Origin of the sequence: Paenibacillus agilis (genome assembly GCF_007786455.1) — a bacterium.
GTDB classification, from domain to species: domain Bacteria; phylum Bacillota; class Bacilli; order Paenibacillales; family Paenibacillaceae; genus Paenibacillus_B; species Paenibacillus_B agilis.
This window is the reverse complement of record NZ_VNJK01000002.1, coordinates 296,754-323,658: the sequence shown is the minus strand read 5'-3', so window position 1 is coordinate 323,658 and position 26,905 is coordinate 296,754. Positions and strand designations below refer to the sequence as shown.

Here is a 26,905-nt window from a genome sequence, read left to right as displayed (position 1 = left end):
GAAGATCACAGAATGAGGCGAGGGACCGTTGAGGTTGCTTCGCCTCTTTTATTTGAAAGAGAGGTTGTTGTATCCAAAAGATTATCTCTTACATGTCTCTGCCTTATCTTCATTTTGATGAGTTAGAAGCGCTGCTGAATTGATTGCGAACTTTCTCAATAGTAGGTGCTAGTGCTTCATAATTTCGTAAGTTGTACAGCATGCCTTCAACTATTGGTTGACGTGGCTCATCGGCTGTTAGCTCCTCGATCAGCACATCCAAAGTAATGCGAAGATGCTCGTCATCGGCCGTATTTGCTGCTCCCTTTGCCAGTGTATGAAGCTCCTGCAGCAACTGCTGCTTAGGATCGGCTGGCTCGGTTGCGTATGACAAGCACATACTATGGTTGTAATAAGATTCGAAAATTGGCTTATCACCAGAGCGCTCGAAGCCTTCTAGCAAATGTTCGATGCGTTGTAACATATAAGCTGCTGATTCTGCAAGGTCGCTTGGCTTATTATGAAGCAGCATCATCTCACAGAATACTTGCATCATGCCTTGCGTAAGCAAGGTAAGGTCTGTTACATAGGGCTGAACACGCTGTTCACCGTAAATTCGAATGAGATGGTTCCGGAAAAAAGCAAACATCTCATCCCGCATTGTAAACACAAATTCTGCAATATCTTTATTAAACGGAATGGCATGCTCGCGTGCATGCATAACGATAAATTCTTTATGCTTTTCAATCTCCTCCAGCTGTACTTGGAGCTGGCGAACGAACCGTTCCTTCGGGTCTGTTATATGTTGTCCCACTTCGTTAACTTTGGTATTGATAAGGTCGTAATAGTATCTAAATATCGCCAGCAGCAGGTCTTCTTTGGAATCAAAATATAAGTAGAAAGCACCTTTGGAAATGCCGCTTTCGGTAGCGATTTCTTGTATGGAAGTAGCCAATACACCTTTGCGAGCGAATAGCTTCATACCAGCCTCGATCAACCATTTTTCTTTTTCCTTCATTTGATACGCTCCTATTTATGTCGGGTACCTTTATTATGACGCGAATGCTCTGTTCGTCAATGTTCATTCTGAACGACGTCCACTAGTTGACTCCGACTGTCTGGTCAGTTATATTTTATATTATTATGACTAGTCAGTCAAAAGTAATGTTTATAAGGATGTAAAGCTATAGGTACCCGCCGTCTTTGTTATTCGATGTGCGCGATAACAGAGACGAGGGTTGAAGAGCTAAATAGAAGTGGAGGAGAAACGTTGAACAGTATTATTAATTTTTCTTTGAAAAACAAATTTGCGCTGTGGCTAATCACGATTATTGTAGTTGTATCGGGATTGTACTCAGGTACGCAAATGAAAATGGAGACACTGCCGGATATTACGACACCTGTTGTAACGGTAACGACTGTGTATCCAGGAGCTGCTCCACAGGAAGTGGCTGATGAAGTCACCAAGCCAATAGAGCAGAGGATACAGAACTTGGCGGGAGTCGATAGCGTCGATTCCTCATCGTTCCAGAATGCATCCGCGATAACGATTATGTATGATTTCGATACAGATATGGAGAAGGCAGAAGCAGAAGTGAAGAGCATGATGGCTGAGCTTAGCTTGCCAGAAGGCGTGCAATCTCCGAAAGTATCTCGTATGAGCTTCAGTGCTTTCCCTGTTATTACGTTGAGTGCAGCGAATGACAAACAATCGCTTGCAGAGCTGACGAAGCAAGTGGAAGAAGAAATCGTACCAAAGCTTGAAGGTGTTGATGGCGTTGCCAGCATCCAAGTTTCCGGTCAACAAGTAGATGAAGTGCAGCTGACGTTCAAGGACGATCAGATGAAGAAATATGGCTTGCAAGAGGATACAGTTCGTGGATTGCTGCAAGCTTCTAACTTGCGCTTCCCGCTAGGCTTGTACCAATTCGGTGATACGGAGCAATCCGTTGTTGTTGATGGTAAGCTGACGACGTTGGAAGAGCTGCGCAATCTTGAAATTCCGTACAATCCGGCTGCAATGGGCGGAGCAGGTGCTGGTGCACAACAACCGGCAATGCCTGGAGCTGGAATGGGAGCAATGCCAGGTGCAGCGGGTCAATCTGCTGCGGGTGCAGGAGCAGGAGCTCAGGCAATTCCTCCTGGTGCACAAGGGCAGGCAGCTGCAGATTTGAAGATGCCAACAGTTAAGCTTAGTGAAGTGGCTGACATTAAGCTGACAGGTCAAGCAGAGTCCGTATCCCGTACGAACGGTCAAGATGCTATCGGTATGCAGATCGTAAAAGCTGCGGACGCGAATACGGTTGAGGTTGTAAATGCTGTGAAGGCTGTCGTTGCAGACTTTGAAGCGAAGTACCCTGATTTGACGTTTATTTCTACATCCGATCAAGGTAAACCGATTGAAGATTCGGTAAACACGATGCTAAGTAAAGCTTTGTTCGGTGCAGGTTTCGCTATGCTTATCATTTTGCTATTCTTGCGCAACCTTCGTACAACGCTTATCTCGGTTGTATCGATTCCATTGTCCTTGCTTATTGCGGTTCTCCTATTGAACCAAATGGATATTACGCTCAATATTATGACGCTTGGTGCGATGACGGTCGCGATCGGACGCGTTGTCGATGACTCTATCGTTGTTGTTGAAAATATTTATCGTCGTATGTCCTTGAAGCAAGAGAAGCTAAAAGGATTCGATCTCATTCGTGAGGCAACGAAAGAAATGTTTATGCCGATTTTGTCCTCTACTATCGTAACGATTGCGGTATTCTTGCCGCTCGGTCTCGTTTCGGGGATGGTCGGTGAAATGTTCTTGCCATTCGGCTTGACGATCGTATTTGCCTTGCTTGCATCCTTGGTTGTTGCGATTACGATCGTACCAATGATGGCACATCAAATGTTCAAAAACGGTATTAGCGATAAACATCAGCATCATGAAGATAACCCGGGCCGTTTGGCTTTGGCATATAAGCAAACGCTGCAATGGTCTTTGAATCATAAAGTAATTACATCGCTAATCGCGGTTGCCTTGCTTGTAGGAAGTTTGTTGCTTACACCATTCGTTGGCGTTAGCTTCCTGCCGTCTGAGGAACAGAAGATGGTTATCGCAACCTTCAATCCTGAAGCAGGTCAAACACTAGAAGATGTGAAGAAGACATCTGCAATGGCAGAAGAGTATTTCCGCGCCAGTGAATACGCAGATGTTGTACAGTATTCAGTAGGTAGTGAGAACCCAATGAGTCCGGGAGCACGCAATCAGGCGTTGTTCTTTATTAGCTATAATCCGGACACGCCTAACTTTACTGAGCTGAAAGAACAGGTTATAACAGACTTGCAGGCGAAAACGCCAAAAGGCGAGTGGGGCCAAATGGACATGGCCACTGGCGGATTTAGCGGCAATGATATGAAGATGTATGTGTTCGGTGACAGCATGGAGAAAATGAAGCCAGTTGTTGAAGAACTAGAGAAGCGTATGTCTACAGTTGAAGGCTTGAAGGACGTCGAGTCCAGCTTGTCTGATGCGTATGAGGAGTATACGTTAACGATTGATCATAAGAAGTTAAGCCAATATGGTTTAACATCTGCTCAGGTCGGTATGGAACTTAGCCAGCAGCGTGAACGTCCTGTGTTGACGACCGTTGAGAAAGACGGCGAAGAACTGAATGTATACTTGCAGGTGAAGGAACAGAAGGCAAACTCTATTGATGATTTGCTGAACCGCGAGCTTACAACACCACTTGGCACGAAAGTGAAAGTGAAGGATGTTGTTGAGCTGAACGAAGGTACAACATCTGACACGATTACACGTAAGAACGGTCGTCTCGTTCTAGACGTGAGCGGTAAAATTGCAGGTACAAATGTATCGGAAGTATCTGCTGCTGTACAAAAAGAAGTCGATGCGATGAAGCTTCCTGTAGGCGTTGAAATTTCTACAGGCGGGGTAACAGCTGATATTGAAGAGTCGTTCAAACAGCTTGGTATTGCAATGCTCGCGGCTATCGCAATCGTATACCTGGTGCTTGTGATTACATTTGGCGGCGGTCTAGCACCATTTGCAATCTTGTTCTCTCTACCATTCACGATAATTGGTGCGATTGTCGCGCTGTTTATCGCAGGAGAGACGATCAGCGTCTCGTCCTTGATTGGTATGCTGATGCTTATCGGTATCGTCGTAACGAATGCGATCGTATTGATCGACCGCGTTATCCAGAAGGAAGAAGAAGGATATTCTGTTCGCGAAGCGTTGCTTGAAGCGGCAGCAACACGTCTTCGTCCGATCCTGATGACGGCTATCGCGACAATCGGGGCATTGATTCCGCTTGCGATGGGTATGGAAGGCAGCGGCGTTATTTCCCGCGGTCTTGGCGTAACCGTTATCGGTGGATTGACGAGCTCTACATTGCTTACATTGCTAGTCGTGCCGATCGTTTATGAGGCAGTTAGCAAAATTAGCCGTAAAGAGAAGAAGAAAAAGGCTAACGCTGCTTAAGCTACTAGATAAATCCCGATATGCTCGTGATTGATAGCATAACGTAAAAATGTAAAAAGGGTTGTTCCCCATGGTGGGAACAACCCTTTTTTTATCGTAGCGTTTGTAAATATTCGATAGGGCGTGCCTCATGCTGAAGCTGTTATTTAAATGTCTCTTTATAAAGCTTGCTATATTCTTCTTCCCAAAATTTATTCATATACGGCAGGATATTTCCATCGCTATCTGAAATGGCGTCTTTATGCTGTGCAATTAAATCTACATATTTGACTAACAGGCTGCCGCTTCTCGATTCACCGTACTTTTCGATTAAGCTTGCATACGTCTTTTTCATTTTAGGGTGAAGCTTTCCAGTCTTTTTATCGATCATATCATCCCAATTTCGATTGAAAAATTGCCACAGGTAGCCATGGTGTAAATCCTTTATCTCTTTTAAGTGTCGGCTCTTAGGTGTCGCTTGTATATATTCGTCAATGACAGCAGCACGTTTCATTAGTGTTTCGTAGGGAGGTTTTTTGTTATCGTCATAAATATAGTAAAGCTCTTTGTTGCTAAGCGTCGTATATTGAAGGTAGAAGGCGGTATCTTTGTTAAATGCAGAGCCGTAGGCTTTTTGGATCGCTTCATAGTCAACGTAGTAGAAGTAGAGGGTACCGTCGTAATTTAGCTTTAGCTTGCCTTTTTGTTGAAGGAGCAGCCATTTCTTGAACGACTTATCTTTAATTTTATCGAACTTATTTAGATTGCTGCCGAGCTTCTTAAGTTGGGCGTGTAGTTTGGGATTTGCAATTAATTCATTTAGCTGGCCAATGACTTGTTCAACGTGATTTTCATAATATTTTTCTAAAATGATGAGCATCTCCGTGGCTTGCTCAGGCTTTACTTTGTGAATATGTTTATCCATGTACGTAATTAACTCATGTGCATATTTAGCTTTACTGGCTAGCTTTTTCATGTTCGCGATGACATTTTTGTGCTTGGATGATTTAGTAGATAACGGTTTGTTTGTGGTCTCTTGTGTGGTTACTACTGCTGATTCTGTCTTTGCTTCTGTCGGTTGTAATTGCAGAGAGGTGTTGGAAGGTAGAGCAGAAGTGTTACTTGCCAAGCTTCCTAATGAAAATGTAGAGACGATGCTTAGCGCTAGCGTTACTTTCGTGAGCATGTTTTTCAAGGGATTCACTTGCCTTTCCTATGGATTATGAAACTGCGAGTATATAGTAGATCGAAATGGAGCAGAGATCGTTACGAATTTCTTTGTGAAATCGATTGATTTGGATACAAATGGATTTCAATTTGGTGACAGAAAGTTTAGTTAATGATAACAGCAGGCAAGTTAAGCTTATTATCCAAAATAAATTTGGAATTGGTGACACGCAAGCTGTCACTAATACAGTGCTATAATGACGATAATTGTTAGTCGGAGGTGTAGTCGTGAAGCGAAGTGATCGCTTGACCGCTATCGTGATGGCATTGCAGCAGCAATCAGAAACAGCTCAGTCACTGGCTGACAAATTCGAAGTTTCGAAGCGTACCATTTTGCGAGATATGCAGACGCTTAGCGAAATGGGAGTCCCTCTATATGGAGAAAGTGGACCACGTGGCGGCTATAGGCTCATGGAAGGATATCATTTACCTCCACTTGCGCTAAGTGAGGAAGAAGCCTTGCTGACACTAGTTGCGCTGCAAGGAATGACTCAACTGGCAGACTCGCCGTTCAATGCGGAACGATGGACGGTCATGGACAAGTTAAAATATGCGCTGGCACCTTCTTATCGCTCACAACTTGATACAAAGCTAGAAAAAATGGAGCTGTTTATGCCAAAACGCAGTTACCGCGCACCTTATTTGACTCAACTGCTGGAGGCCGCTGTAGAAGGACATGCGATAGAGGTGTTCTATCGATCTATGCGTCACGAGCGGTGGCTCCATTTATTGCCGAAACGGGTCTATACGGCGAATGGATTTTGGTACTGTGAGGCTTATTCTTTCACACATGGTGAATCGCGCTCGTTCCGAGTGGATCGCGTTGCCGAGCTTCGATTATTGGACGAACAAGCAGGAATGGGTACTGCGGCTGTGCAGCAAAGCGATCCATATCAAGCTTCCGAAGACCAAGCTTCAACAACAATTCTGGCTCCTGACTTATTCGAACAAAGAACGGAGCGTGTGCGGATCGTAGCTCGGCTTACCTACCGTGGCATGCTCCAGGTGGAACAAGATGAGCATCTAGGTGAGCAGGTTCATTTGTGCGGGGATGACGTATGGGAGCTGGATGCAGAACTTCCAAGGTCAGAATGGCAGTGGGCAGTAGAGTGGTTTTACCGGATTGGCATGGATGCTGAAGTGTTGGAGCCTCTTGAGCTTCGAGAAGAGGTTGCAAAGTTGGCAGCTCAAGTGTATGCCCGTTATGAAGGAAAGTCTAATTGACCATACAGGATAATAAGGTGTGAACATTCGCTCTTGGAGGAAGCATGCGCTAGGGCGAAAGCGTTCAGTGCCATTTCTAAATGAGTTACAGATTTTCATCTTCGAATGTATAGAACCGTTGATATAGGAGGTTCGTAAGTATGAATCGCGAACGCATTTGTACGTATGATGAAGCTGTTGAAGTGATACGAGAAGTCGGTATTTTGCCATTAGCAAAACTGATACCGAATCATCCTTCTTTGGATGTAATTACACCCAGTGAGCAGTGGCATACGGATGAAGACAATGATCCGTGGCGTTGGAGAGTTCGTTTTCCTAGTGATGGGAGCGCCGCATACGGTAAGTTTTTGAAGAAAAAGTCAGTGCTCGTATCTGCTGATCTTGTATCTGCACTTAGGGCGCTTATTGGAAGTGAGCAGTCTGTGGAGGAACGTTACGCAGGTGGTCAATTATCTCGTGAAGCAAAAGAGTTGTATGCCATTATTGAAGCGAACCCTGGCATCGAGACACGCTCGCTCCGGGCAGAAGCAGGAATGAAGGCGCAGGATAAGAAGAAAGATTTTGATCGGGGCCTTTTGGAGCTTCAAGGTACGATGGATATTGTTATTTCAGGTGTAAAGGATATGCGGAATGAGGTTGGTGAGCTAAGAGGCGGCTGGCGCAATACGTCCTTTGAGACACTGGGGGATTGGATGCGTGGTATTGGCTTAGCAGAGGAGCAACTTACACGGGATGAAGCACAGGCAAGGCTGGAAGAACGATTGTTTTCTGTATGCACGCCTGAAGCAAACAAGGCATTTCGCAAAGCTTTGGGTCTATAGTTAGCATGTTATGCGCTAGGTGCTAGTTAAATAGCTCTTTTAGTAGTGTAGCGGGGAATGTAGGGAATGAAATATGGGAGGGAATTGGGAGATGGCAGGACAGAAGAGTGTTGAGGCGTTAGGACAAGCGAAGCAATTTATGTATCGGCAGGCAAGACTTCTTGATCGAAGAAGATATGAATTTCATTTTGAACAGGGTAGTCCTGAACAGGTCATTGCAGCATTGAGAGCGTATCAGAATGAGGATGGTGGCTTTGGGCAAGCGTTGGAGCCGGACATTCGATGTCCACATAGTCAGCCTGTTCCTGTTGAGATGGCACTTAGATTGATGGATGAAGTCAGTTATGTAGATTCGACGATTATGGAGGGGATTGGTCGTTATTTGAGGGGTATCACGCGCCCTGCAGGAGGCTTTCCGTTAGCGACATTAGCGGTGAATGATTATCCACACGCTCCATGGTGGTATAGGGAAGAAGATCAATTGCCATCCTTGAACCCAACGGGTAACATCATTGGCCTGTTGTACAAATTGTCTGCGCAGCACTCTTTTAAGGAAGAGGAGTGGTTCCAGTCGTCTGTGGAATATATGTGGCGTCAGTTGGATGAGCTAAATCCATATGATTATCATGATATTGTACAGGCTGCGACTTTCTTAGAGCATGCTCCTGATTCTGAACGAGTACAAGAGTATCGAGTATGGTTGGATGAGCTCATTAAGCGGCCAGGTATTATCGAGCTTGATCCTCAGGCCGAGGGCTATGTGCACAAAGTGCTCGACTGGGCTCCTGCACCTGATCATTCTGTCGCCAAGCTGGTTACGGCAGAAGATATAAGCCGTCACTTGGATCACTTACTGACCGAGCAGCAGGCGGACGGCGGTTGGCCGATTCGTTGGGAAGCGGTTAGTCCAGCCTGCGAATTGGAGTGGCGCGGCAGCATTACGATAGATAGACTGCTTACTTTACGAGCTTATGGGAGATTGGGCAGTTCAGCCTCTGAGTAAAGTAACAAGCATATAGCAGGCAATCCCCCATATGGTAATGGCAGAAATACGATTAAATACAGCAATCCATTTCCCTGAGGTATCGGCGGTGCGCAGCATCCGGCCAGCGGCCGCCAAGCCTAAGAACCATAGCCATGAAATGCCGATAGCGGCTAGCGTAAACGCCCACTTCATTTCATCCTCGTACTGTAACGAGCTTGTTCCAATGACCCCGATCGTATCCAAAATAGCATGTGGATTGAAAATCGAAACAGAAGCTGCAAACAAAATTTGTTTGCGGCCTGTTAGTGCTGTCTTCACTCGATCTTCGACCGTCGTTTGAGTTCCAGCAGATTTCCACAGGCTATAACCGATAAAGAGCATGAATACGAATCCCACCCCGTACAATATCTGCTTTAACCAGTCCCATTGAAAAATAATAAGTGATACCCCTTGTACAGCAAGCAAGATAAGCAGCGTATCGCAAAATGCGGCGGTTAGCACAGCAGGCAATGCCCGATTAAATTGTGGTTGTATCGCTCCTTGGTTGAAAATAAATACATTTTGCACACCTAGCGGCAAAATAAGTCCGAATGCAAGCAAAATACCATGAATGAATGCTTCTACCATGTTGTTTCCCCCTGTACTTATGTATAGCTTCAAGTTCGTTGATGTATTTAATCATATAGAATGGTTGGGCGGATGTACCCAACCATTTGGTTGAACGCGCAGCCAACCAAATTTATAATAAGCATAAGTATACAAAGGAATAACATTCCAAATAAGACGATGCATAACTAGTAATCTGCCTCTATATGCAAGCTCGGTAGGTACTAGCAGGCTTGTGCACCCTATGTGGGATGAACGTCGCAAAAAGGTGAGCGTGTCAAATGAATCAATTATCGCAATGGCGGCCGGATATGAACGATCCGTTACCGCTTTACCAGCAAATTGAAGCTTATATTATCGCTAAAATAAAGAGCGGCGAATGGACGCAGGGTATGAAGCTTCCGTCGCAGCGGGTGTTGGCCAAACAGTTCGGTGTTAATCGAAGTACGATTGTCGCAGCTATGGATAGGCTCGTATCTGCAGGAATGCTGGAGGGAAACAGCGGGGGAGGCACACGGGTAGCTGGAGATGGAGAGGTAGATGATCTGACCTTACATGATAGCGAAGGTATTCAACCATCCTCTTCCCCCCGCAAGCATTGGAATGATTACGTGGAAGAGGGCATGCACTATCCGAATTTACCGCTGGTGCAGACGATAAACAGAATGGAATTCGCACCCCACATGATTCGGCTAGGAACGGGTGAGCTTTCACCGAGTCTGCTGCCAGAGCAGTCTATGCGGCATCTATTTTCCGAAATAGCATCTTCATTGGATACAGTACCACTTAGTTATGAAGAACCGCTGGGATCTTTGCAGCTGCGACGTGAACTATGTCTAGAATTGGGGCGACGAGGTATTAATGCTTCGCCTTCAAATGTGCTCGTTGTATCAGGGGCATTGCAAGCTTTTCAGCTTATTTCGGCAGGATTATTAGAGCGGCAATCGACGATACTATTGGAGAAGCCCTCTTATTTATATTCCATCCATGCGTTTCAATCCGCTGGAGTTCGTCTAGCAGGTGTTCCTATGGATGCGGAAGGTTTGCAGGCCTCTGCCTTGGCCCGTTTGAAGCAGCTGCGTCAAGCCGTGCTACTCTATACGAATCCTACCTATCACAATCCAACTGGAATCGTGATGAGTGAAGCGCGGAGAACGCGACTGATGCAGGTTTGCGACCAGATTGGATTGCCAATTTTAGAGGATGGCGCATATGAAGAGTTATGGCTTGATCATCGACCGCCTGCTGCGCTAAAAGCGAGGGACACAAGTGGGCAAGTCCTTTATGTCGGCACACTCTCGAAAATAGTCAGCCCTGGATTGAGAATCGGCTGGATCGTAGGCTCAGAGCGAGTAATTGAGCGGTTAGCAGACATTAAAATGCAGACGGATTATGGGTCCAGCTCTGTGTCGCAGCTTATGGCATACCATTGGCTTCATTCAGGCTATCATCAGCGGCATATGGAACAACTACGTGAACAACTACGCATTCGTAGGGATACCATGTTAGAACTGTTGCAGCAAGATTGGCATGACATTGCGACTTGGCAGAAGCCGACTGGCGGGTTCTACATATGGGTAACGTTGACGGGTGGGTGTTCGCTGAACAAGTTGTTCGATCGGGCACTTTCGGCTGGGATATTGCTGAATGTAGGTACACTTTATGACCGTGGAGCTAGCAGACAGCTGCGGCTGTCATATGCATATGCGCCTATAGAGGAAATGAAATTTGCGATGGGAAAGCTGGCAGAGCTTATCCGCATGCAGGGGTGAAGCAGTAACAGAGCTGCACGAGGTAAAAAGTATAGGATAAATGTGACATTCAAATCGTTTAATGTTCGTGTTTAGCTCATATTTAGCTTTAATTATGTCTATTAAACCAATCCAAAATATTTAAATCCGAACAAATTACGTTTTTTCATTGACATTAAATCGTATATAAGGTAGCATGCATTAAGTAATCCAAGTGTTCTTATTGAAAGGGGCAGCAAAATCCGTATGTTGCAGAAATGGTTTAAACTTCAGGAAAACGGAACGAATGTCCGCACAGAAATTACGGCAGGTATGACAACGTTTTTAACAATGGTGTATATCGTTGTCGTCAATCCAGCTATACTATCATCCGCAGGGGTACCTTTTCAGCAGGTGTTCACAGCGACGGTTATTTCCGCGATTATCGGAACGTTGCTAATGGGCTTGCTTGCTAACCACCCAATTGCGATCGCGCCGGGCATGGGCATGAATGCTTACTTTGCTTCTGTCGTTGCTTCACAAGGCGTAACTTACCAAGTTGTATTCGGCGCTGTATTTTTAGCTGCTATATTATTCGTCATTTTGACGTTCACGAAGCTGCGCGAAATGTTGATCGCAGCGATTCCGCCAGCATTGAAGTTCGGTATTACGGCGGGAATAGGATTGTTTATCGCTTTTCTAGGTTTGAAATCTTCAGGTATCGTTGTTCCAAATGAAGCGACAATGGTTGGCTTTGGGGATCTGCATCAGCCTGTTACGATCTTGACGTTGTTGGGTCTTCTTGTGACACTGATCTTGATGGTTCGCAACGTAAAAGGCGCGTTGTTCGTCGGTATGGCAGTTACCGCTATCGTAGGTAGCTTTATGGGTCTGTTGAACTTTGATGCAGGCGTTGTATCTTTGCCGACAGCACCTGTTTTGTTTGACCTAGATGTACAAGGTGTATTTACACACGGTCTATACACAGTCGTATTTGCATTTTTGCTAGTAACGATTTTCGATACAACGGGTACGATGATTGGTGTTGCTGAGCAAGCAGGAATTATGAAAGATGGCAAGCTACCGCGCACGAAGCAGGCGCTTATGGCAGATGCCTTCGCAACAACAGCGGGTTCAGTTATGGGTACAACTCCATGTACAGCATACATTGAGTCATCCGCAGGTGTAGCGGCAGGTGGACGTACAGGTTTGACTACCGTTGTGGTAGCGATTATGTTCGGGGTATCCTTGTTCTTCGCTCCAGTCATTCAAGCGATTTCTGGCTTGCCGGCTATTACGGCACCGGCGCTAATCATTGTTGGCTGCTTTATGATGGATGGCTTGGCGCGTATTAAGTGGAATCAGTTCGATGAAGCATTCCCGGCGTTCGCAATTATTGTGAGCATGCCATTGACGTCCAGCATTGCAACAGGTATCGCAATTGGATTTATTACGTATCCAGTGATGAAGCTGTTCAACGGCAAAGGACGCGAGGTACATCCACTGCTTTATATTTTCGGTGTCATTTTTGCACTGCAAATGGTCTATTTCCCAGCGCATTAATAAAATAAAGAGCATAAAGGACGCTTTCCCAGAGGGGAAGGCGTTTTTTTGTTTTTCATTGTTTAAACCTACTTAAATTTGTTTAAGAAGATTAGGCGATTTAATGCCATTAGCAAGAAAATGTTGTTGCTGCGCTTGATAAAGGGCGGCTGCAACAGTAATCAATTCTAAGGGAATGCTCTAACTTAGAAGTAAAGAAAGTTCGCAAAAGTATTAATATTTGTCGAATAATGTCGATATATTACTATAAAACTGAACACATAAATAGGATATCTCAAGAAAAAGGGATTTTATGATTGTGAGCATGGAGGGGTTATAATGCGAGGCTTTATTTCCAAGAGTATCGTGGTGAAGTCTGCGTTAAGTATTTTTGCCCTTATTGTTACGCTTACCAGTATTCTTACTGGCTATAGTTATGTAGCAGAAAGAGGGATTTACTATAACGAGCTTACGGAATTACATAAGACATTAACGAAGCAAGCTGAGGTTGAATTGGAAGGCATCATAGGTGCAGAGGCGAAGCTGGACAAGCTGAAGCTTGAGCAGTATTTGAAAGACGAAAATATCGAGTGGATTAGCGATAACCTCAATAATATGGTTCGAGATGGCTTCATAAGTAACAGCTACCTGCTGCTGCCAGAGGACACACAGAAAGATGGAAAGACGTACAAGCGATTGCTGCATGCTAACACGGAGTTTATAAAAGACAGCGGCGTACAGCCAGGGCAATTATATGTCCTTCCAGCTGAGTGGATGCAAACGGAGGACGAGTTGCTTCGTAATGGCTTTGCTATTAGTGATGTGTATCAGGATCTAGGTGGCAAATGGATTACGACGATGACTACAATTCGTAATGAACAGCAGGAAGTGGTGGCACTATTTGCGGTCGATTTCAATTACGACACGATCGATGCTGAACTAGACACTATTTTGTGGAAGACAGCAGGCGTAGGTGTAGCTACGGGCTTGGGTATTATGGTGGTATTTGTTCTGCTGATTCGCCGGATGGTAGGACCGCTTAAGCAGCTGACTAAAATTTCACAGGAAGCAGCTCAAGGCGATCTTACCGTATCTGTAACGAATTCATCCAAAGATGAAATTGGCCAACTCGCACAGTCCTTTAATCAAATGGTTCAAGCTTTGCGTAAAATTACGGCTGATGTAAGAGAGACAACCGAGCAAGTTACTGCATCTGCGGAACAGTTGGCGATTATTTCTGATCAAAATGCTCAATCGGCTCAACATGTTGCAGCAGCGGTTGAGGAAGTGGCAACAGGTTCGAATACACATTTGGCAACTGTTGAAGACAGTAAGGTCGCCATGGAAGAGGTATCGATCGGGATTCAACGTATCGCGGAGTCGGCGTTGATCGTATCGGAAATGAGTAGTGATGCTTCAGCGACGGTAGAGCAGGGCAGTGATAGGATTAAGCAGACGATTGCGCAGATGAATCGTATTCAGGTGGCTGCTCATGAGTCTTCTGAGCAGGCGAATCAGTTAGCTGGGCAATCCCAGCAGATCGAAGCAATCGTATCTTCCATTCAGCAGATAGCAAGGCAAACTAACCTGCTTGCCTTAAACGCTTCTATTGAGGCTGCACGAGCGGGGGAACACGGCAAGGGCTTTGCTGTAGTCGCACATGAGGTGAGGAAGCTAGCGGAACAGACCGGTCAAGCTGCAGAGCAGATTGGTGGACAGCTTCAATCCGTTATCGTTCAGACAAAACAGTTATCGGTAACGATGGGGCGCAGTGCGGATGAAATACAAACGGGCACGAAGATTGCACGAGATGCTGGTGAACAATTTGAGAGCTTGCATGAGGCGGTTCAGCGTGTAGCGGAGCATATTCAAGAAGTATCTGCCGCTTCAGAAGAGATGTCGGCTGGTACAGAGCAAGTATCTGCTTCGATGAACGGCTTGGCCGCGATTGCAAAGGATGCAGCTGATAACGCACAAAGCATTGCTGCCTCTTCGGAAGAGCAGCTGGCAAGTGTGGAGGAGATGGCGAGCACAGCTGCTTGGTTGGGCAGCAAAATGAAGGACATGAATGCGGAAATGCAGAAGTTTAAGCTTTAGAAGCCAAACTTTAGAAGCAATCACTAGAATCAAAACTCCAGGCGCAGAACTCTAGATGTAATCACTAGATGAAATCTCTTGAAGCAAAGTGTCAGCATCAAAGCAACAAAATGAAAGCACGATACGTTGTGGGCAAGATGCACTTGATTTGTTTCAAGCAAATCTGTTATACTCACTCAAAATAAACACGACCATTCGCCAGTGAAGAGCATCCAACTCGGAGGCGTTTTCGTTAAGGGAGCTGACCAGTAGGGTACAGCATTCCCCTAAGTTAACCGGGCCCGCCCGTTATCGCGGAACCAAAGAGGATCGAACTGTAACGAGTTCGGTCAAGTTGGGTGGCACCGCGAGCAGAGAGCTCCTCGTCCCATACGGATGAGGGCTCTTTTTGTTTTTTACACAACAAGAGAAGGAGTGTGCGGTGTATGTTGGATCTGCAATGGTTACGAATGAATGCGAATGAGGTGCAGCAAGTAGCGGGGCTGAAAGGGATAAATATTGATATTGCACAGCTACTGGATTTGGATGTAGAAAGGCGAGAGTTGCTTCAACAGGTAGAGGTGCTGCGCCAGCAGCGCAATGAGCAATCCAAGCGTGTGGGCATGCTTATTCAGAACGGAGAGCATATCCAAGCGGAGCAGGTGAAACACCAGGTAAGAGCGATGAATGAGCGCTTGTCGACGCTGGAGGAAGAACTTGAGCAAGTGCGGATTAAGTTGAACGAAGGAATGCTGTATGTGCCTAATATTGTTTCGCCAGATACGCCTCATGGACGCTCGGATGCGGACAATGTGGAAGTGAAGCGAGTAGGAACTCCTGAAGCGCCAACGTTCAAACCGCGGGATCATATCGAGCTTGGTGAACTGCATGAGATGATTGATATTCCTCGAGGAGTGAAGACAGCGGGAACCCGTCATTATTATTTAAAAGGAGCGGGGGTTCTGCTTCATCGTGCGGTACAGCAGCTAGCACTGGATCTGCTCATGAAGCGTGGCTTTACACCGCTCGAGGTGCCGCTGATGGCACGAACAGCTGCCATGATGAATACAGGCTTCTTTCCAACAGGACAGGATCAGTCGTATGCAATTGTGGATGAGGATCAATGGTTAGTGGGGACTTCGGAGGTGCCACTGGTTGCTTATTACAGCAATGAAGTTGTAGATGTGAGTGAGCCGATTCGCTTGGCAGCCGTATCGACTTGTTTTCGCAGTGAAGTAGGCTCGGCGGGTAAGGATGTGCATGGACTATATCGAGTGCATCAATTTGCAAAAGTGGAGCAGGTCGTCATTTGTGAGGCGGATCGAGCGTTAGCAGAGCAGCTGCATCAGGAGATTACGGCGCATGCGGAGGAAATCGTACAGCTGTTAGAGCTTCCCTATCGGATGATGGCGGTGTGTACAGGTGATATGGCGCAGAAGACATACAAGCAGTTCGATATAGAGACGTGGATGCCTAGTCGGCAAGCATATGGCGAAACGCATTCGTCGTCGAATTTGCTGGACTTCCAAGCACGGCGGTCGGGTATTCGTTATCGAGATGCAGAGGGACAATTGAAGTTTGCTTATACACTGAACAATACGGCCGTTGCTACGCCGCGCATCTTGATTCCACTGTTGGAGAACCATCAGGATGAGGATGGAGGCATACACGTTCCGCAAGCGCTGCGCCCATATATGAATGGGTTGGCTTACTTGGCGCCGCCACAATAGTTATGACGTTTGCCAATTCTTTCACTTGAGCGGATATAACAGGATGACTTGGACAAAAGTGCAGTTATTTTCATTCGAAACTATCATTTCGCGTTAGATAAGGACAAAACTGCATTTATTTTTCTCAATTAGGCGCCTGAGAGGAAAAAAGAGCCGAAATAAATGTATTTTTGCCTATAATAGCTCAAATAAGCCTATTTTCAGATTAAATAACTGCATAATTGTCCTAATACATGATGAAATGGTTTCTTGTCATGATGAATATGCACCAAAATCATAGCATTATACCGAAAGAGGCTGTCTCTTAGGGCACAGTAATCTGAAAGTTAGTATAATCTAACCTTCTAAAAGTACCATGCCTCATAGGAGCAGCCTCTCTAACATTTCAAACGTTTCTATTTTCATCTGCATTTAAACAAATAATTTACTAAAAATTAATGCTCTACCGCTTCGGTTTTCACAGCAGGGCCTTTAGAGGATTTCACATCATAGGTCGCGTGTGCGGAGCTGATCACATAGTCCGGCTTAGGTTTGCCACGGCTTTGACGATGTCCCTCGATATGAGCTTCGCTCGTCTCCCAGCCTTTCCAAGCAGCTTCTGACTCCCAACGGATTAGCACGATAATTTCTTCGTCACCGCGACGAACTCGTTTCACTAGAACACTGAGATCGATAAACCCTGGAGAATGCTCGATAATGCCCGGTCCTGTAAAATGATCTACAATTTGCTGGGAAAAGCCTTCTTTTACAACGATCGTCTTCGTCTCGATAAACATAAGTACACACTCCCCGATTATAATGACAACATATACCTATTATATTGATAATCATTATCAATTACAAGGGTAAGAGATATCTGCAGCGAGAGCGGAGCCTTGTGTACCATCTATCACCTTAATATACCAATAAGAGGATACTATTTCCGCTAGGGTTGTTGAAAAGGTAGGAGTATACTGATATAAGCACATCTTGTATATGTAATTCCATACATTGTTTTCTATGATTTTATGAAATAATGGAGTGGACGCTACTGTGTTACACCTACAGGTGCAGCCTCTTTTTTACATGCTTATGCACGTACATGTACAGGATACGCCAATTCAAAATAACAACTTAGATTAACAGAAAGAAAGGGAGCTTGGACATCAATGATTGACAACGACGCAAAAAAGTTGCGATGGTATAACATCGCGCTCATGGCCTTCGTATCCGTATGGGGATTCGGTAATGTCGTGAATAACTATGCGAACCAAGGCTTAAGTGTCATCACCTCGTGGATTCTTATTATCGCGTTGTACTTTATTCCATACGCGCTAATGGTCGGACAGCTTGGTTCCACTTTTAAGGATGGAAAAGGCGGCGTTAGCAGCTGGATTAAAGAAACGATGGGTGCTAACCTTGCGTACTTTGCAGCTTGGACCTACTGGGTCGTACACATTCCTTATTTGGCACAGAAGCCGCAGGCGATCGTAATCGCACTCGGTTGGGCAGCTACAGGCGAGGGGACGCTGGTAAAAGAATTTTCTCCCGTCATCCTGCAAACGATTACGCTGCTTATTTTCTTGTTCTTCTTGTGGATCGCATCTCGCGGTATTTCTTCACTGAAGCGTATCGGTACGATAGCAGGTATTTCCGTGTTCGTCATGTCTCTCTTGTACATTGCACTTGCTGTGACAGCGCCGATGCTGACAGGGGTTCAAGTAGCGACAGCAGATATGTCGGTATCATCCTTTATTCCAGAGTTCAACTTTGCTTACTTCACGACATTGTCTATGCTCGTGTTTGCGGTGGGTGGAGCGGAGAAAATCTCTCCTTATGTAAATAACACGCATAATCCAACGAAGGAATTCCCGCGTGGTATGCTTGTGTTGGCAATTATGGTTGCAGTATGCGCACTTCTCGGTTCATTTGCAATGGGTATGATGTTCGACTCGAACAATATCCCTGATGACTTGAAAATGAATGGTCAATACTATGCGTTCCAAATTCTTGGCGAGTACTACGGCATTGGTAACGTGCTCATGATTCTATACGCTTTGGCGAATACGTTGGCGCAAATTTCTGCGTTGGCATTTTCCATTGATGCACCGCTTAAAGTATTGCTTTCTGATTCGGATGATCGCTATGTGCCGCGTGCTTTGCTCAAGACGAATAAGCGTGGTACACCAGTGAACGGCTATCTTATGACAGCGATATTGGTTGGTATCCTTATTATGGTGCCGGCATTCGGTATCGGTAATATGAATACGTTGTTCAACTGGCTGCTAGACTTAAATTCTATCGTAATGCCGCTTCGTTACTTGTTCGTCTTCTTGGCGTTCATGGCATTGATGAAGCTATCGGATAAGTTCATTTCTGATTATAAGTTTGTGAAAAACAATAAAGTTGGTTTCGCAATTGGCCTATGGTGCTTCGTGTTTACGGCATTCGCGTGCTTAATGGGGATGTTCCCGAAAGTACCTATGTTCACGAGCGAGTGGTACTTCCAATTCGGACTGAATATCATAACACCGTTCGCATTGCTTGGCCTTGGTCTTATTTTGCCAATTATGGCAAGACGCAAGCGCTAGTAATAAGCAAGAGCATGTAGTAGTACAGTCTTCCATTAGACTAGACCGCTGCATAAAGCCCCTGTTTTCCTTTCCTAGAAAAGATGAACAGGGGCTTTCTCTATTTGCCTATTCGCAGACAGTCCTGGGGCTTTCTTTGAGCGGCCCTATTCACTAATTTCTCTGTAGTTCGCATCGTTTGCTGCGCCGGTAGCCATATATCAAATACTGTTTTTCCGGCGACACTTTGCAGTTTAATTTCTCCGTTATGCTTCTCAACGATATGCTTTGCAATCGTAAGGCCTAAGCCCGTACCGCCATCGCTCTTACGAGCACGGTCGCCTCGTGAGAAAGCATCAAATATGGTAGTCCGCAGCTCTTCCGGAATGCCCACACCATTATCCTCGACGCGAATAAGCACCTCTAAGGGCATGACATTCAGCAATATCGACACGGTTGTACCTGGAGGGTTGTATCGAATGGAATTCGACAGTAGATTCGATACCGCTCGGTACAATAATCTGCTGTTCGCAGGTACAGAGACTGCTTTACTTGGGATGTAATAGTTAAATACAAATTTCTGTTCTTCAAAAAGCGGATAATATTCCGCTGCGACTTCGCGAATGAACTCAGACAGGTCAGTTTGCTCTAGCTCACACGGATAATCAGAGCTTTCCAACTTTGAGAGCTCGAAGAAGTCATCGATTAATTCAGAGACACGTTGTGATTTTTGCAGCATGGTTGTTAGTACTTGCTGTCGTTTTTCTTCCGTTTCAATAAGCCCCAGCTGCAGTGCTTGTGTATAGCCTTGAATTGTCGTGATCGGTGTCCGCAAATCATGTGAAATGCCAGTGAGCATCCGCTGTTTGCTTGCTTCCATTTCTTGCTTCATTTGCTCGGCCTGCTCTAATTTCTCTGCCATCGTATTAAAATGATCTTGAATTTGCTGCAGCTCATAATCGCCTGAATACTGGAGCCGCTTGTCGTATTGCCCATCCACAATACTGTGAAGACCTCCTAAGATGGACTTGAGTGGTCCGGTGACTCGTTTGGATGCCAAGCGCCCATAAATAAACAAATTTATCATAAACAAGATAAGGAGAAGAATCACCCCGATGAGCAGCGAATGATAAAAATCTGCGTTGATTTCCTCTGCCATTTTATGAAGGAGGGGCTCATGTATCGCATATTCCGAAGAAATAAAGACTACCGCCAACAGCTGATCGTTCGTACCTGGAATAGGAGCAGACGATACATAGTAGGGCTTTGTCTTACTATCATAAAATAGCTTTTGCCATTGCATTCGATCGTATTGCATAGGTCCCGCCTTTTTTTCACCAATGATATGGACAACTTGCCGTTCTTGATCCACAATTTCTACCCAGCCCCCGATTGATTGAATGAAAGAAGCGTCGATTTGCTTATAATCGCTTTTAACGATTACATTACTTTGTATGCCAGGATACAACACTTCTTCAACGGGACCGACTGTTCGAAAAATGATGAAACCGAAGACGAGGATAGCGATACAGGTAATCGTGATCGAGAACCATATGTAATAGCTAATTAGGCGCCTGAATAGCTTTTTGGCCTTAAGCTTTTTAGGTTTACGCATGCAGCTCATCTCTCTTTGCGAAGCGATAACCAAGTCCACGTACTGTCTTAATATACAATGGATTTCTTGGCGTATCTTCCACTTTGTCCCGCAATCTGCTCATCTGAACCATAATGGTATTGTCATCAGCCATATAGTGCTCGCCCCATACTTGTTCGAAAATTTGCTTCTTCGTAAACACTCGCCCAGGTGCACTCATCAGCATATGAAGCAGTTTATATTCAATCGCGCTTAAGCTAATAAGCTGACCTCGTTTCAAGAGTGAACAAGAGTCATGATCCAGTGTCAGTTCGCCCACACGTGTAGGCGGCATGGATGGCAAAGCTTCTTCTTCATTAAACGTATACGTTCTACGCAATTGTGCTTGCACGCGGGCAAGAACGATAAGCGGATTGAAGGGTTTGGCGACGAAATCATCAGCCCCAAGGCCCAATCCAACAATTTTATCGCTGTCTTCACTCTTAGCAGATAGAAGAATGACAGGAAGCTTATTCGTCAAGCGCAGCTCTGTTAGCAATTGGAGACCGTCCATCCTCGGCATCATAATATCCACAATGGCTAGATCAATAGTGTGCTCTTGCAGCCGTTGCAGTGCTTCTTGTCCATCATTTGCTGCAACGATTGTATACGATTCCCGTTCTAAAAATAATTGCAGCATCTCTATAATTTCCGGCTCGTCATCAACGATTAAAATGGTGTGTGGCATGTCATTCTCCTCCTTTCTCTACTAGCGTACTGTAAACATTCTTCGAGCGGAACCCTTTTCCTCTTATGTAAGATTAATGTAAGAATAATGAAAGTTGACGGAAAGATTGGGAAGGTACAATCCCAATAAAGGGTTCATTTGACGTAGACGTAGATACACTCTTACTTATTTCCAATGGAGGTGACTTTGCAAAGGTGAAAAGATTCAAGTGTTCTATTTTGTTGGTAACAACTTCACTGCTTTTGCAACTCGCGGGTTCAGTAGCGGTATTAGCTGCAGAGGACAGAACACATCAGGAATCAGTTACAAGTTTAGTAGCTCGCATAAAATCAATGGATCCATTCCGCATGATTAGTGGAATAAGCACGACTGCTTTTGGTGCCGTCCACATGGAGACAGCATTTGCTGGCGAGCCTTCTGCAGCACCTTTAACTGTACAAACTGTGCAATCTTTTGCAGATGATTTCTTCTCAAGAGAGGAAGTAAAGCAGCAAATGGCTGGTGCGGTTGCTGTGGTCGTGAAAGATGGAGAGGTATTGCTTCAGAAAGGATATGGCTTTGCGGATGTCGCGAAGAAAAAGCCAGTCGACCCTGTACAGACTGTGTTCAGCATTGCTTCGGTTTCGAAAATCGTTACGGCTACTGCTGTAATGCAGCACGTAGAGCAGGGCAGCATTGACCTGAACACTGACATCCACCGCTATATGGGGCAAGCGAAAGTGCATAGAAAAATGGGAGATCCATTAACGATGAAGCACTTACTTACCCATTCGAGCGGTGTGAAATATGCAGATGTCGATATTTTAGGAGCAAAATCCGCGAAGTCAGGTCAGCATTATCCGCTGAAAGATCATGTAATGCGTAATGAGGTTTTTGTAGAGTATAAGCCTGGAGAAATTCACAGTTATGATAACTTTGCCTCTATGCTGCAAGGATATATTGTTCAGGAGCAATCAGGACTGTTGTTCGAAGATTATGTAGATAAGCATATTTTTCAACCGCTGGGGATGAACAATAGCAGCTTCGTGCTTACTCCAAAACTGAAGGGACTTAAGGCATTAGGTTACGATGGCGATGGCCAGTTGATACCGGATATGCTGCTCAAGCCAACGGTGCTTCCAGAAGGGGGCATGGTAAGTACGGGGGCAGATATGGCCAAATTCCTGCTAGCGAAGCTAAACGGTGGTGAGTTGGACGGTCAACGTATTTTGCAGCCTGAGACGGTGAAACAAATGCTTACTCCGCAGCTGTCTATTCATCCTGACATACCTAACATGAGCTACGGGTATGAATATCTAGCTCCACATATTTTCCATGGCCGCAATGTTCCTATTAAAGGAGGAGCCATGCTGAACTACTCCGCATTAGTGATGATGATCCCAGACGAAAACGTCGGTATATTCCTAGGCTTTAATCGTTCAAATGGATTGACGATGGCGTTTGCAGAACAATTTATGGATCAATTTTATCCAGACACAAGGCCTAAGCCAGTCTTTAAAACACCTTCCCTGCAGGAGCTGCGGAAGTATGAAGGACTATATCGTGACTATCGTATTGGCATATTGCTTACAAAAGTAAAGGCGAATGCCGACGGAACGCTCTCGGTAAGCGATAGTATTGGTACCTCTGCAAAGTACCGTCAAGTTGATCCGATGCTCTTCTTGAACGAGAGAGGAGAGGCTCTTGTATTCAAAGAGAAAGAGGGCCAAATCACATATGCCCAAACATTTATGAATGGCAATGGGTGGGCAGGTAAGTTGTCTCAGCCGAGAGTATATCCAGATCTCCCGAAGCAGCATCCGTATCGAAAATATGCAGATGGGATAAGCAGTATGATCAATGTGGGGCATAGATGGAGTTCTTATTTTCATTCGACTAAGCCATTGACTAGAGCACAGTTCATCAAACACCTCGTAGATTTTACGGAGACTGGCTATTCCCCGAACAAGTCCATTTTCAAAGATATAAAATTCCATAGTTACGAAAAGGAAATACAGACGGCTGTTGATTTGGACTTAATTAACTTGAATTACTATAAAAATGGTCAATTTAAGCCCGATCAAGTGATTACGCGTCAAGAAGCGGCAGATATCATTTGGCGTTTATATCGGATGCCAAAGGTAGAAGTGAAGCTTTCAGGAAAAACGGATAAGTGGGCCCAGGAGGCGGTCTCATTTGTAGTTGCGAGAGGCTTCTTCGGTCCTGAAGTGAAACCGGATAAGACCGGGGCCTTCAACTATCTCTCGACAAAACCATTGTTGACTCAAGAAGCAGCAGCACTATTTTACAAAATAGCCTTACCGCTAGAGTAGAAGATGAGGATGGATGCAATCTACTCATCACTACTAGGGCATCTATAAATGAATAATTGCTAAACTAAAAAAATCGAAGTAGGAATATTATGTAAATGAGTCGAAGTGGTAGGATAACAATTTTTTATTTCTTACAGGGAGGATATCTATGAAGAAAACGAAGATTACTCGCATGTGGGCCGCTGTACTGGCAATAGCTATGCTGCTCACCCCAACCTTTAGCTTTGCGGCTGAAGCAAATCCAAAGGCATCATCAGATGTTTCTGCTGGAACAATCAAACAAGGGACAGCGGCTCCTGCAGCCCCAGCAATCCTTAGTCCGGAGGATGTTCAGAAGTTTACAGATGAATTTTTTCAGCAGGAGCAAGTAAAACAGCTTGCACCAGGTGCAGTTGTTTCCGTCGTTAAGGATGGTAAAGTACTGCTGGAAAAAGGATACGGCTACTCTGATGTGAAAAATAAAAAGCCGGTCGATGCGAAAGAAACAGTATTTCGTATCGCTTCCGTATCGAAAGTGTTCACAGCGACTGCAGTCATGCAATTAGTTGAACAGGGAAAGATCGATCTTCACGCTGACGTACAGCAGTATCTTGGAGATGCGAAGCTGAGAAATAAGACGGGCAGCAAGCTAACGATGGAGCATCTGTTGACCCATACGTCTGGTGTGGAATATGCGGATTCTATGGATGCAATGCAGCCTGATTTAGATTCTATCACCGCATTAAAGGATGTCGTTCGTGATCAGATGCCAGAAATTACGACCAAGCCTGGCGAGGTGTATAGCTATGATAACTTCGCATCGATGCTGCAAGGCTACATCGTTCAGCAGGTATCGGGGACGTTGTTCAATCAATATATCGAGAAACATATTCTTGATCCCCTTGGCATGAACGATAGCAGCTTTCTGCTAACCTCTGAGTTAAGAAGCAAGCTAGCTAAAAGCTATGCTCCTGGAAATACAGAATTGCCGATCATTAACATGAAACCAACAGATGCTCCACAAGGCGGTATGTTGTCGACGGGAGCAGATATGACCAAGTTCATGCTCACACAACTGAACGGCGGTGTTTATGAAGGAGGCCGTATTTTACAATCCGATTCTTTGGATAACATGTTAAACCCACAAGTATCTATCCATCCTAAGTTACCGAATATGGCATATGGCTATGAATTTTTTAACCACCATTTATTTAATGGACAGCATGTTGTCATGAAGGGCGGAGACCTTCCAGCCCATTCCTCTATGTTGTGGCTCCTGCCGAAACAAAATACGGGTGTCTTTATTGTTTATAACTCCAATGCGCCATTAAGAGAGATGTACCTCCAAGCATTTATGAATCGTTACTTCCCAGATTCTTCATCTAAGCCAGAATTTCTGAAACCGACGAAAGAGCAGTTGGCACGTTATGAAGGTGTGTACAAAGACTTGCGCATCGGCCTGATGGTTTTCCCAGTTAAGGCGAATGAGGATGGAACGCTGTCTGTACGTAATCTTCCGTTCAAATACAAACAAGTAGATGAGTTTCTCTTTATGAGCGAAGAGGGCTCCCAGTTGGCATTTAAAGAGATAGATGGCCAGATTGAATATGCTTACTTTGCTTCTTTATCTCCTGTGAGCTGGGCAAAAAAGATTGGAGCACCGCTGAAATATGAAGATGTAGGACGCAATCATCCATATCGTACTTATATTGACGGCATCAGTTCGCTTATTACGCTTCATGTAGGTGAGGACGCGGATGAAGATGAACTGGAGCTTGAGCCTAAAGAGGAAATGACGCGGGCTGAGTTTGTGGAGCTCTTGGCGGATTATATGGACATGGGCTATTCTTACAAAAAGCCTGTTGCGAAAGACAGCATCAATCACGAATTTGCGGCTGCGATTCAAACGGCAATTGATATGCAAGTCGTGACACTAGATAAATCGCAGAAGTTCTATCCCGACAAGGCTATTCAACGGCAAGAGGCAGCGGATATGATCTGGAAAGTGATGAAATCGTTTGGTGCTGCACCGCAGGATGCAAAGCTGTCAGGCAAAACAGACGCTTGGGCAGTTGAGGGTGTAAAGTTCATGGTCGCCAGCGGATTATATGGTCCAGAGGTGAAGAAGGGGAAAGACGGTTCTTTCGACTATCAATCTCGTAAGCCATTGTTGCGACAAGAGGCAGCGGCTATTTTTTACACAATGTCTTTCCCTACTGACGGGGCGGCGAAATAGTCTAAGCATGTACTTGTAGCAAGTTAGCTAGCAGGTGCAATCACCGAAAAGAACAGTCTCGAAGGTTGGGGGCGCCATCGAAGAGCAGCCCCAGACTCGGGGCTGTTTTTGTTTTGAATATTGATGAAGGTTTGTAGGATCAGGCATAGGCAGTTGCCTCATATTGCTTATCGCTATACTTGCTTGGGGAGAATAAGATGAATACATACTATTGTATAAAATTGTAAGGTTAATGAAAGGAAGCGGACAGATTCATGAAAGAGTAGCAAGATATACTGAACATAAGTAGAGGTGGATATACAAAGAAGGAGTGTGCGGGCATGGAGAAGTATGACACGGGCACGGTACGCATTCATCCAATGGAGGCGCTTTATGGCCGACTTGCATCGCTGTTTGGTCGAAGGGGCGTAACCTCTTATGTTGCGTACGAGCTAGCGGTATACTATTATGTACTGTTGTCTTGGGGCAAACATTCTTTTGAGCGGGATCATGCGAAGTCATTTACCGTGCATAAGGAATCAGGATGGCTGACGATGGTTTTGTTTATTATTAAGCTTCTTGTCTTAGAGGGATTAATTGTTCATTTCTTTGTAGCGAAATGGTCATCCGTATTGGCATGGATTCTGTCTATTGGAAATGTATATATGATTATATGGCTTATTTCCGATTATCGAGCAATGAAGCTCAATCCAATCGGTGTAACTGCACAAGGAATATGGATTCGATTAGGAAATCAGCTTCGAGTGGAACTCACCTATGATCAAATTGAGACCATAGAGATGGTGAATAATGTTGAGCTGACAGGTGAAGAAATGAAGCATTCCTTCGTACCGATTGGACCATCGACAAATATACACATTCGACTAAAAGAAGCGACCAAGATAGGGGTTATGCTGGGCGCTAATCAGACAGTTACAGATATATATTTTACGCTCGATGAGCCAAGGGTATTTGTAGAGGAGTGTCGTACACATCTTGGGAGTTTGCAACCGGGTGAGTCTGGAGCTGTTTCATAGCGGTAGAAAAATCACTTGTTTAAGATCATGCATGAGAAATTATCATTTTTATACGAGAAAGAAACCAGAAGCAAAGGAGACATCCTAATGCCTCTGGCTTTTTCGAT

Annotated in this window: 18 protein-coding genes; 12 read left to right on the top strand and 6 right to left on the bottom strand. The window is 45.0% G+C overall.

Annotation, left to right across the window (positions count from 1 at the left end; translation table 11 throughout):
* Positions 1 to 109: 109 nt before the first annotated feature.
* Positions 110 to 997, bottom strand: coding sequence for a TetR/AcrR family transcriptional regulator (locus tag FPZ44_RS17800; RefSeq protein WP_144992289.1), 888 nt, complete (start codon positions 995 to 997; stop codon positions 110 to 112).
* Positions 998 to 1,249: 252 nt separating this feature from the next.
* Here FPZ44_RS17800 and FPZ44_RS17795 point away from each other — a divergent pair, with 252 nt between their 5' ends.
* Positions 1,250 to 4,465, top strand: a complete 3,216-nt coding sequence (locus tag FPZ44_RS17795; RefSeq protein ID WP_144992287.1) for an efflux RND transporter permease subunit — start codon at positions 1,250 to 1,252, stop codon at positions 4,463 to 4,465.
* 142 nt (positions 4,466 to 4,607) lie between these two features.
* Here the strand turns inward: FPZ44_RS17795 and FPZ44_RS17790 are convergent, their stop codons facing one another.
* Positions 4,608 to 5,648 (bottom strand): hypothetical protein, encoded by a 1,041-nt coding sequence (locus tag FPZ44_RS17790; protein WP_144992285.1) that lies wholly within the window; start codon positions 5,646 to 5,648, stop codon positions 4,608 to 4,610.
* Between the two features lie 251 nt (positions 5,649 to 5,899).
* On the opposite strand from FPZ44_RS17790, the gene FPZ44_RS17785 reads away from it, so the two are divergent.
* The 3 genes from FPZ44_RS17785 to FPZ44_RS17775 all read left to right on the top strand — a co-directional run bounded on the left by FPZ44_RS17785 (position 5,900) and on the right by FPZ44_RS17775 (position 8,719).
* Positions 5,900 to 6,895 carry a helix-turn-helix transcriptional regulator gene (locus tag FPZ44_RS17785; RefSeq protein ID WP_144992283.1) on the top strand — a complete coding sequence of 332 codons (996 nt, stop codon included), beginning with the start codon at positions 5,900 to 5,902 and terminating at the stop codon, positions 6,893 to 6,895.
* 140 nt (positions 6,896 to 7,035) lie between these two features.
* On the top strand, positions 7,036 to 7,716 hold the full coding sequence (locus tag FPZ44_RS17780) for an AlkZ-related protein (RefSeq protein ID WP_144992281.1): 681 nt from the start codon (positions 7,036 to 7,038) through the stop codon (positions 7,714 to 7,716).
* A gap of 91 nt (positions 7,717 to 7,807) precedes the next feature.
* Positions 7,808 to 8,719, top strand: coding sequence for a prenyltransferase/squalene oxidase repeat-containing protein (locus tag FPZ44_RS17775; RefSeq protein WP_144992279.1), 912 nt, complete (start codon positions 7,808 to 7,810; stop codon positions 8,717 to 8,719).
* Here FPZ44_RS17775 and FPZ44_RS17770 read toward each other — a convergent pair.
* Complete coding sequence (locus FPZ44_RS17770; RefSeq protein ID WP_144992277.1) at positions 8,705 to 9,328, bottom strand: LysE/ArgO family amino acid transporter; 624 nt, start codon at positions 9,326 to 9,328, stop codon at positions 8,705 to 8,707. The two genes, FPZ44_RS17775 and FPZ44_RS17770, sit on opposite strands and share 15 nt — an antisense overlap.
* Before the next feature lie 260 nt (positions 9,329 to 9,588).
* Here FPZ44_RS17770 and FPZ44_RS17765 point away from each other — a divergent pair, with 260 nt between their 5' ends.
* From FPZ44_RS17765 to serS, 4 genes are all read left to right on the top strand, one after another.
* A complete protein-coding gene (locus tag FPZ44_RS17765; protein ID WP_144992275.1) occupies positions 9,589 to 11,079 on the top strand; it encodes an aminotransferase-like domain-containing protein in 1,491 nt (496 codons plus the stop codon).
* 225 nt (positions 11,080 to 11,304) lie between these two features.
* Positions 11,305 to 12,600, top strand: a complete 1,296-nt coding sequence (locus FPZ44_RS17760) for an NCS2 family permease (protein ID WP_144992273.1) — start codon at positions 11,305 to 11,307, stop codon at positions 12,598 to 12,600.
* Between the two features lie 318 nt (positions 12,601 to 12,918).
* Positions 12,919 to 14,676 (top strand): methyl-accepting chemotaxis protein, encoded by a 1,758-nt coding sequence (locus FPZ44_RS17755; protein WP_144992271.1) that lies wholly within the window; start codon positions 12,919 to 12,921, stop codon positions 14,674 to 14,676.
* Positions 14,677 to 15,101: 425 nt separating this feature from the next.
* A complete protein-coding gene (serS, locus tag FPZ44_RS17750; RefSeq protein ID WP_144992269.1) occupies positions 15,102 to 16,385 on the top strand; it encodes a serine--tRNA ligase in 1,284 nt (427 codons plus the stop codon).
* Between the two features lie 434 nt (positions 16,386 to 16,819).
* Here the strand turns inward: serS and FPZ44_RS17745 are convergent, their stop codons facing one another.
* Positions 16,820 to 17,161, bottom strand: a complete 342-nt coding sequence (locus FPZ44_RS17745; protein ID WP_144992267.1) for an antibiotic biosynthesis monooxygenase family protein — start codon at positions 17,159 to 17,161, stop codon at positions 16,820 to 16,822.
* A gap of 375 nt (positions 17,162 to 17,536) precedes the next feature.
* Here FPZ44_RS17745 and FPZ44_RS17740 point away from each other — a divergent pair, with 375 nt between their 5' ends.
* A complete protein-coding gene (locus FPZ44_RS17740) occupies positions 17,537 to 18,955 on the top strand; it encodes an amino acid permease (RefSeq protein ID WP_144992738.1) in 1,419 nt (472 codons plus the stop codon).
* Positions 18,956 to 19,055: 100 nt separating this feature from the next.
* On the opposite strand, the gene FPZ44_RS17735 is transcribed toward FPZ44_RS17740, so the two are convergent.
* Together FPZ44_RS17735 and FPZ44_RS17730 are read right to left on the bottom strand one after the other, a co-directional pair.
* Positions 19,056 to 20,549, bottom strand: a complete 1,494-nt coding sequence (locus tag FPZ44_RS17735; RefSeq protein ID WP_186786124.1) for a HAMP domain-containing sensor histidine kinase — start codon at positions 20,547 to 20,549, stop codon at positions 19,056 to 19,058.
* A complete protein-coding gene (locus FPZ44_RS17730) occupies positions 20,542 to 21,255 on the bottom strand; it encodes a response regulator transcription factor (protein ID WP_144992263.1) in 714 nt (237 codons plus the stop codon). The genes FPZ44_RS17735 and FPZ44_RS17730 overlap by 8 nt, the downstream gene beginning before the upstream one ends.
* A 194-nt stretch (positions 21,256 to 21,449) precedes the next feature.
* Between FPZ44_RS17730 and FPZ44_RS17725 the strand changes: the two genes are divergently transcribed.
* The 3 genes from FPZ44_RS17725 to FPZ44_RS17715 all read left to right on the top strand — a co-directional run bounded on the left by FPZ44_RS17725 (position 21,450) and on the right by FPZ44_RS17715 (position 26,798).
* Positions 21,450 to 23,567: a serine hydrolase gene (locus FPZ44_RS17725; RefSeq protein WP_144992262.1), complete on the top strand. Its 2,118-nt coding sequence runs from the start codon at positions 21,450 to 21,452 to the stop codon at positions 23,565 to 23,567.
* Positions 23,568 to 23,715: 148 nt separating this feature from the next.
* Positions 23,716 to 25,782 carry a serine hydrolase domain-containing protein gene (locus tag FPZ44_RS17720; RefSeq protein WP_261378410.1) on the top strand — a complete coding sequence of 689 codons (2,067 nt, stop codon included), beginning with the start codon at positions 23,716 to 23,718 and terminating at the stop codon, positions 25,780 to 25,782.
* A gap of 320 nt (positions 25,783 to 26,102) precedes the next feature.
* Positions 26,103 to 26,798, top strand: a complete 696-nt coding sequence (locus FPZ44_RS17715; protein ID WP_144992260.1) for a hypothetical protein — start codon at positions 26,103 to 26,105, stop codon at positions 26,796 to 26,798.
* The last annotated feature ends 107 nt before the right edge of the window (positions 26,799 to 26,905 follow it).

What these genes read in the sequence shown, in the direction of transcription:
- FPZ44_RS17755 (WP_144992271.1), top strand. Translation starts at nt 12,919, where the DNA reads ATGCGAGGCTTTATTTCCAAGAGTATCGTGGTGAAGTCTGCGTTAAGT.
- serS (WP_144992269.1), top strand. Translation starts at nt 15,102, where the DNA reads ATGTTGGATCTGCAATGGTTACGAATGAATGCGAATGAGGTGCAGCAA.
- FPZ44_RS17765 (WP_144992275.1), top strand. Translation starts at nt 9,589, where the DNA reads ATGAATCAATTATCGCAATGGCGGCCGGATATGAACGATCCGTTACCG.
- FPZ44_RS17760 (WP_144992273.1), top strand. Translation starts at nt 11,305, where the DNA reads ATGTTGCAGAAATGGTTTAAACTTCAGGAAAACGGAACGAATGTCCGC.
- FPZ44_RS17730 (WP_144992263.1), bottom strand. Translation starts at nt 21,255, where the DNA reads ATGCCACACACCATTTTAATCGTTGATGACGAGCCGGAAATTATAGAG.
- FPZ44_RS17780 (WP_144992281.1), top strand. Translation starts at nt 7,036, where the DNA reads ATGAATCGCGAACGCATTTGTACGTATGATGAAGCTGTTGAAGTGATA.
- FPZ44_RS17715 (WP_144992260.1), top strand. Translation starts at nt 26,103, where the DNA reads ATGGAGAAGTATGACACGGGCACGGTACGCATTCATCCAATGGAGGCG.
- FPZ44_RS17745 (WP_144992267.1), bottom strand. Translation starts at nt 17,161, where the DNA reads ATGTTTATCGAGACGAAGACGATCGTTGTAAAAGAAGGCTTTTCCCAG.
- FPZ44_RS17735 (WP_186786124.1), bottom strand. Translation starts at nt 20,549, where the DNA reads ATGCGTAAACCTAAAAAGCTTAAGGCCAAAAAGCTATTCAGGCGCCTA.
- FPZ44_RS17770 (WP_144992277.1), bottom strand. Translation starts at nt 9,328, where the DNA reads ATGGTAGAAGCATTCATTCATGGTATTTTGCTTGCATTCGGACTTATT.
- FPZ44_RS17720 (WP_261378410.1), top strand. Translation starts at nt 23,716, where the DNA reads ATGAAGAAAACGAAGATTACTCGCATGTGGGCCGCTGTACTGGCAATA.
- FPZ44_RS17800 (WP_144992289.1), bottom strand. Translation starts at nt 997, where the DNA reads ATGAAGGAAAAAGAAAAATGGTTGATCGAGGCTGGTATGAAGCTATTC.
- FPZ44_RS17775 (WP_144992279.1), top strand. Translation starts at nt 7,808, where the DNA reads ATGGCAGGACAGAAGAGTGTTGAGGCGTTAGGACAAGCGAAGCAATTT.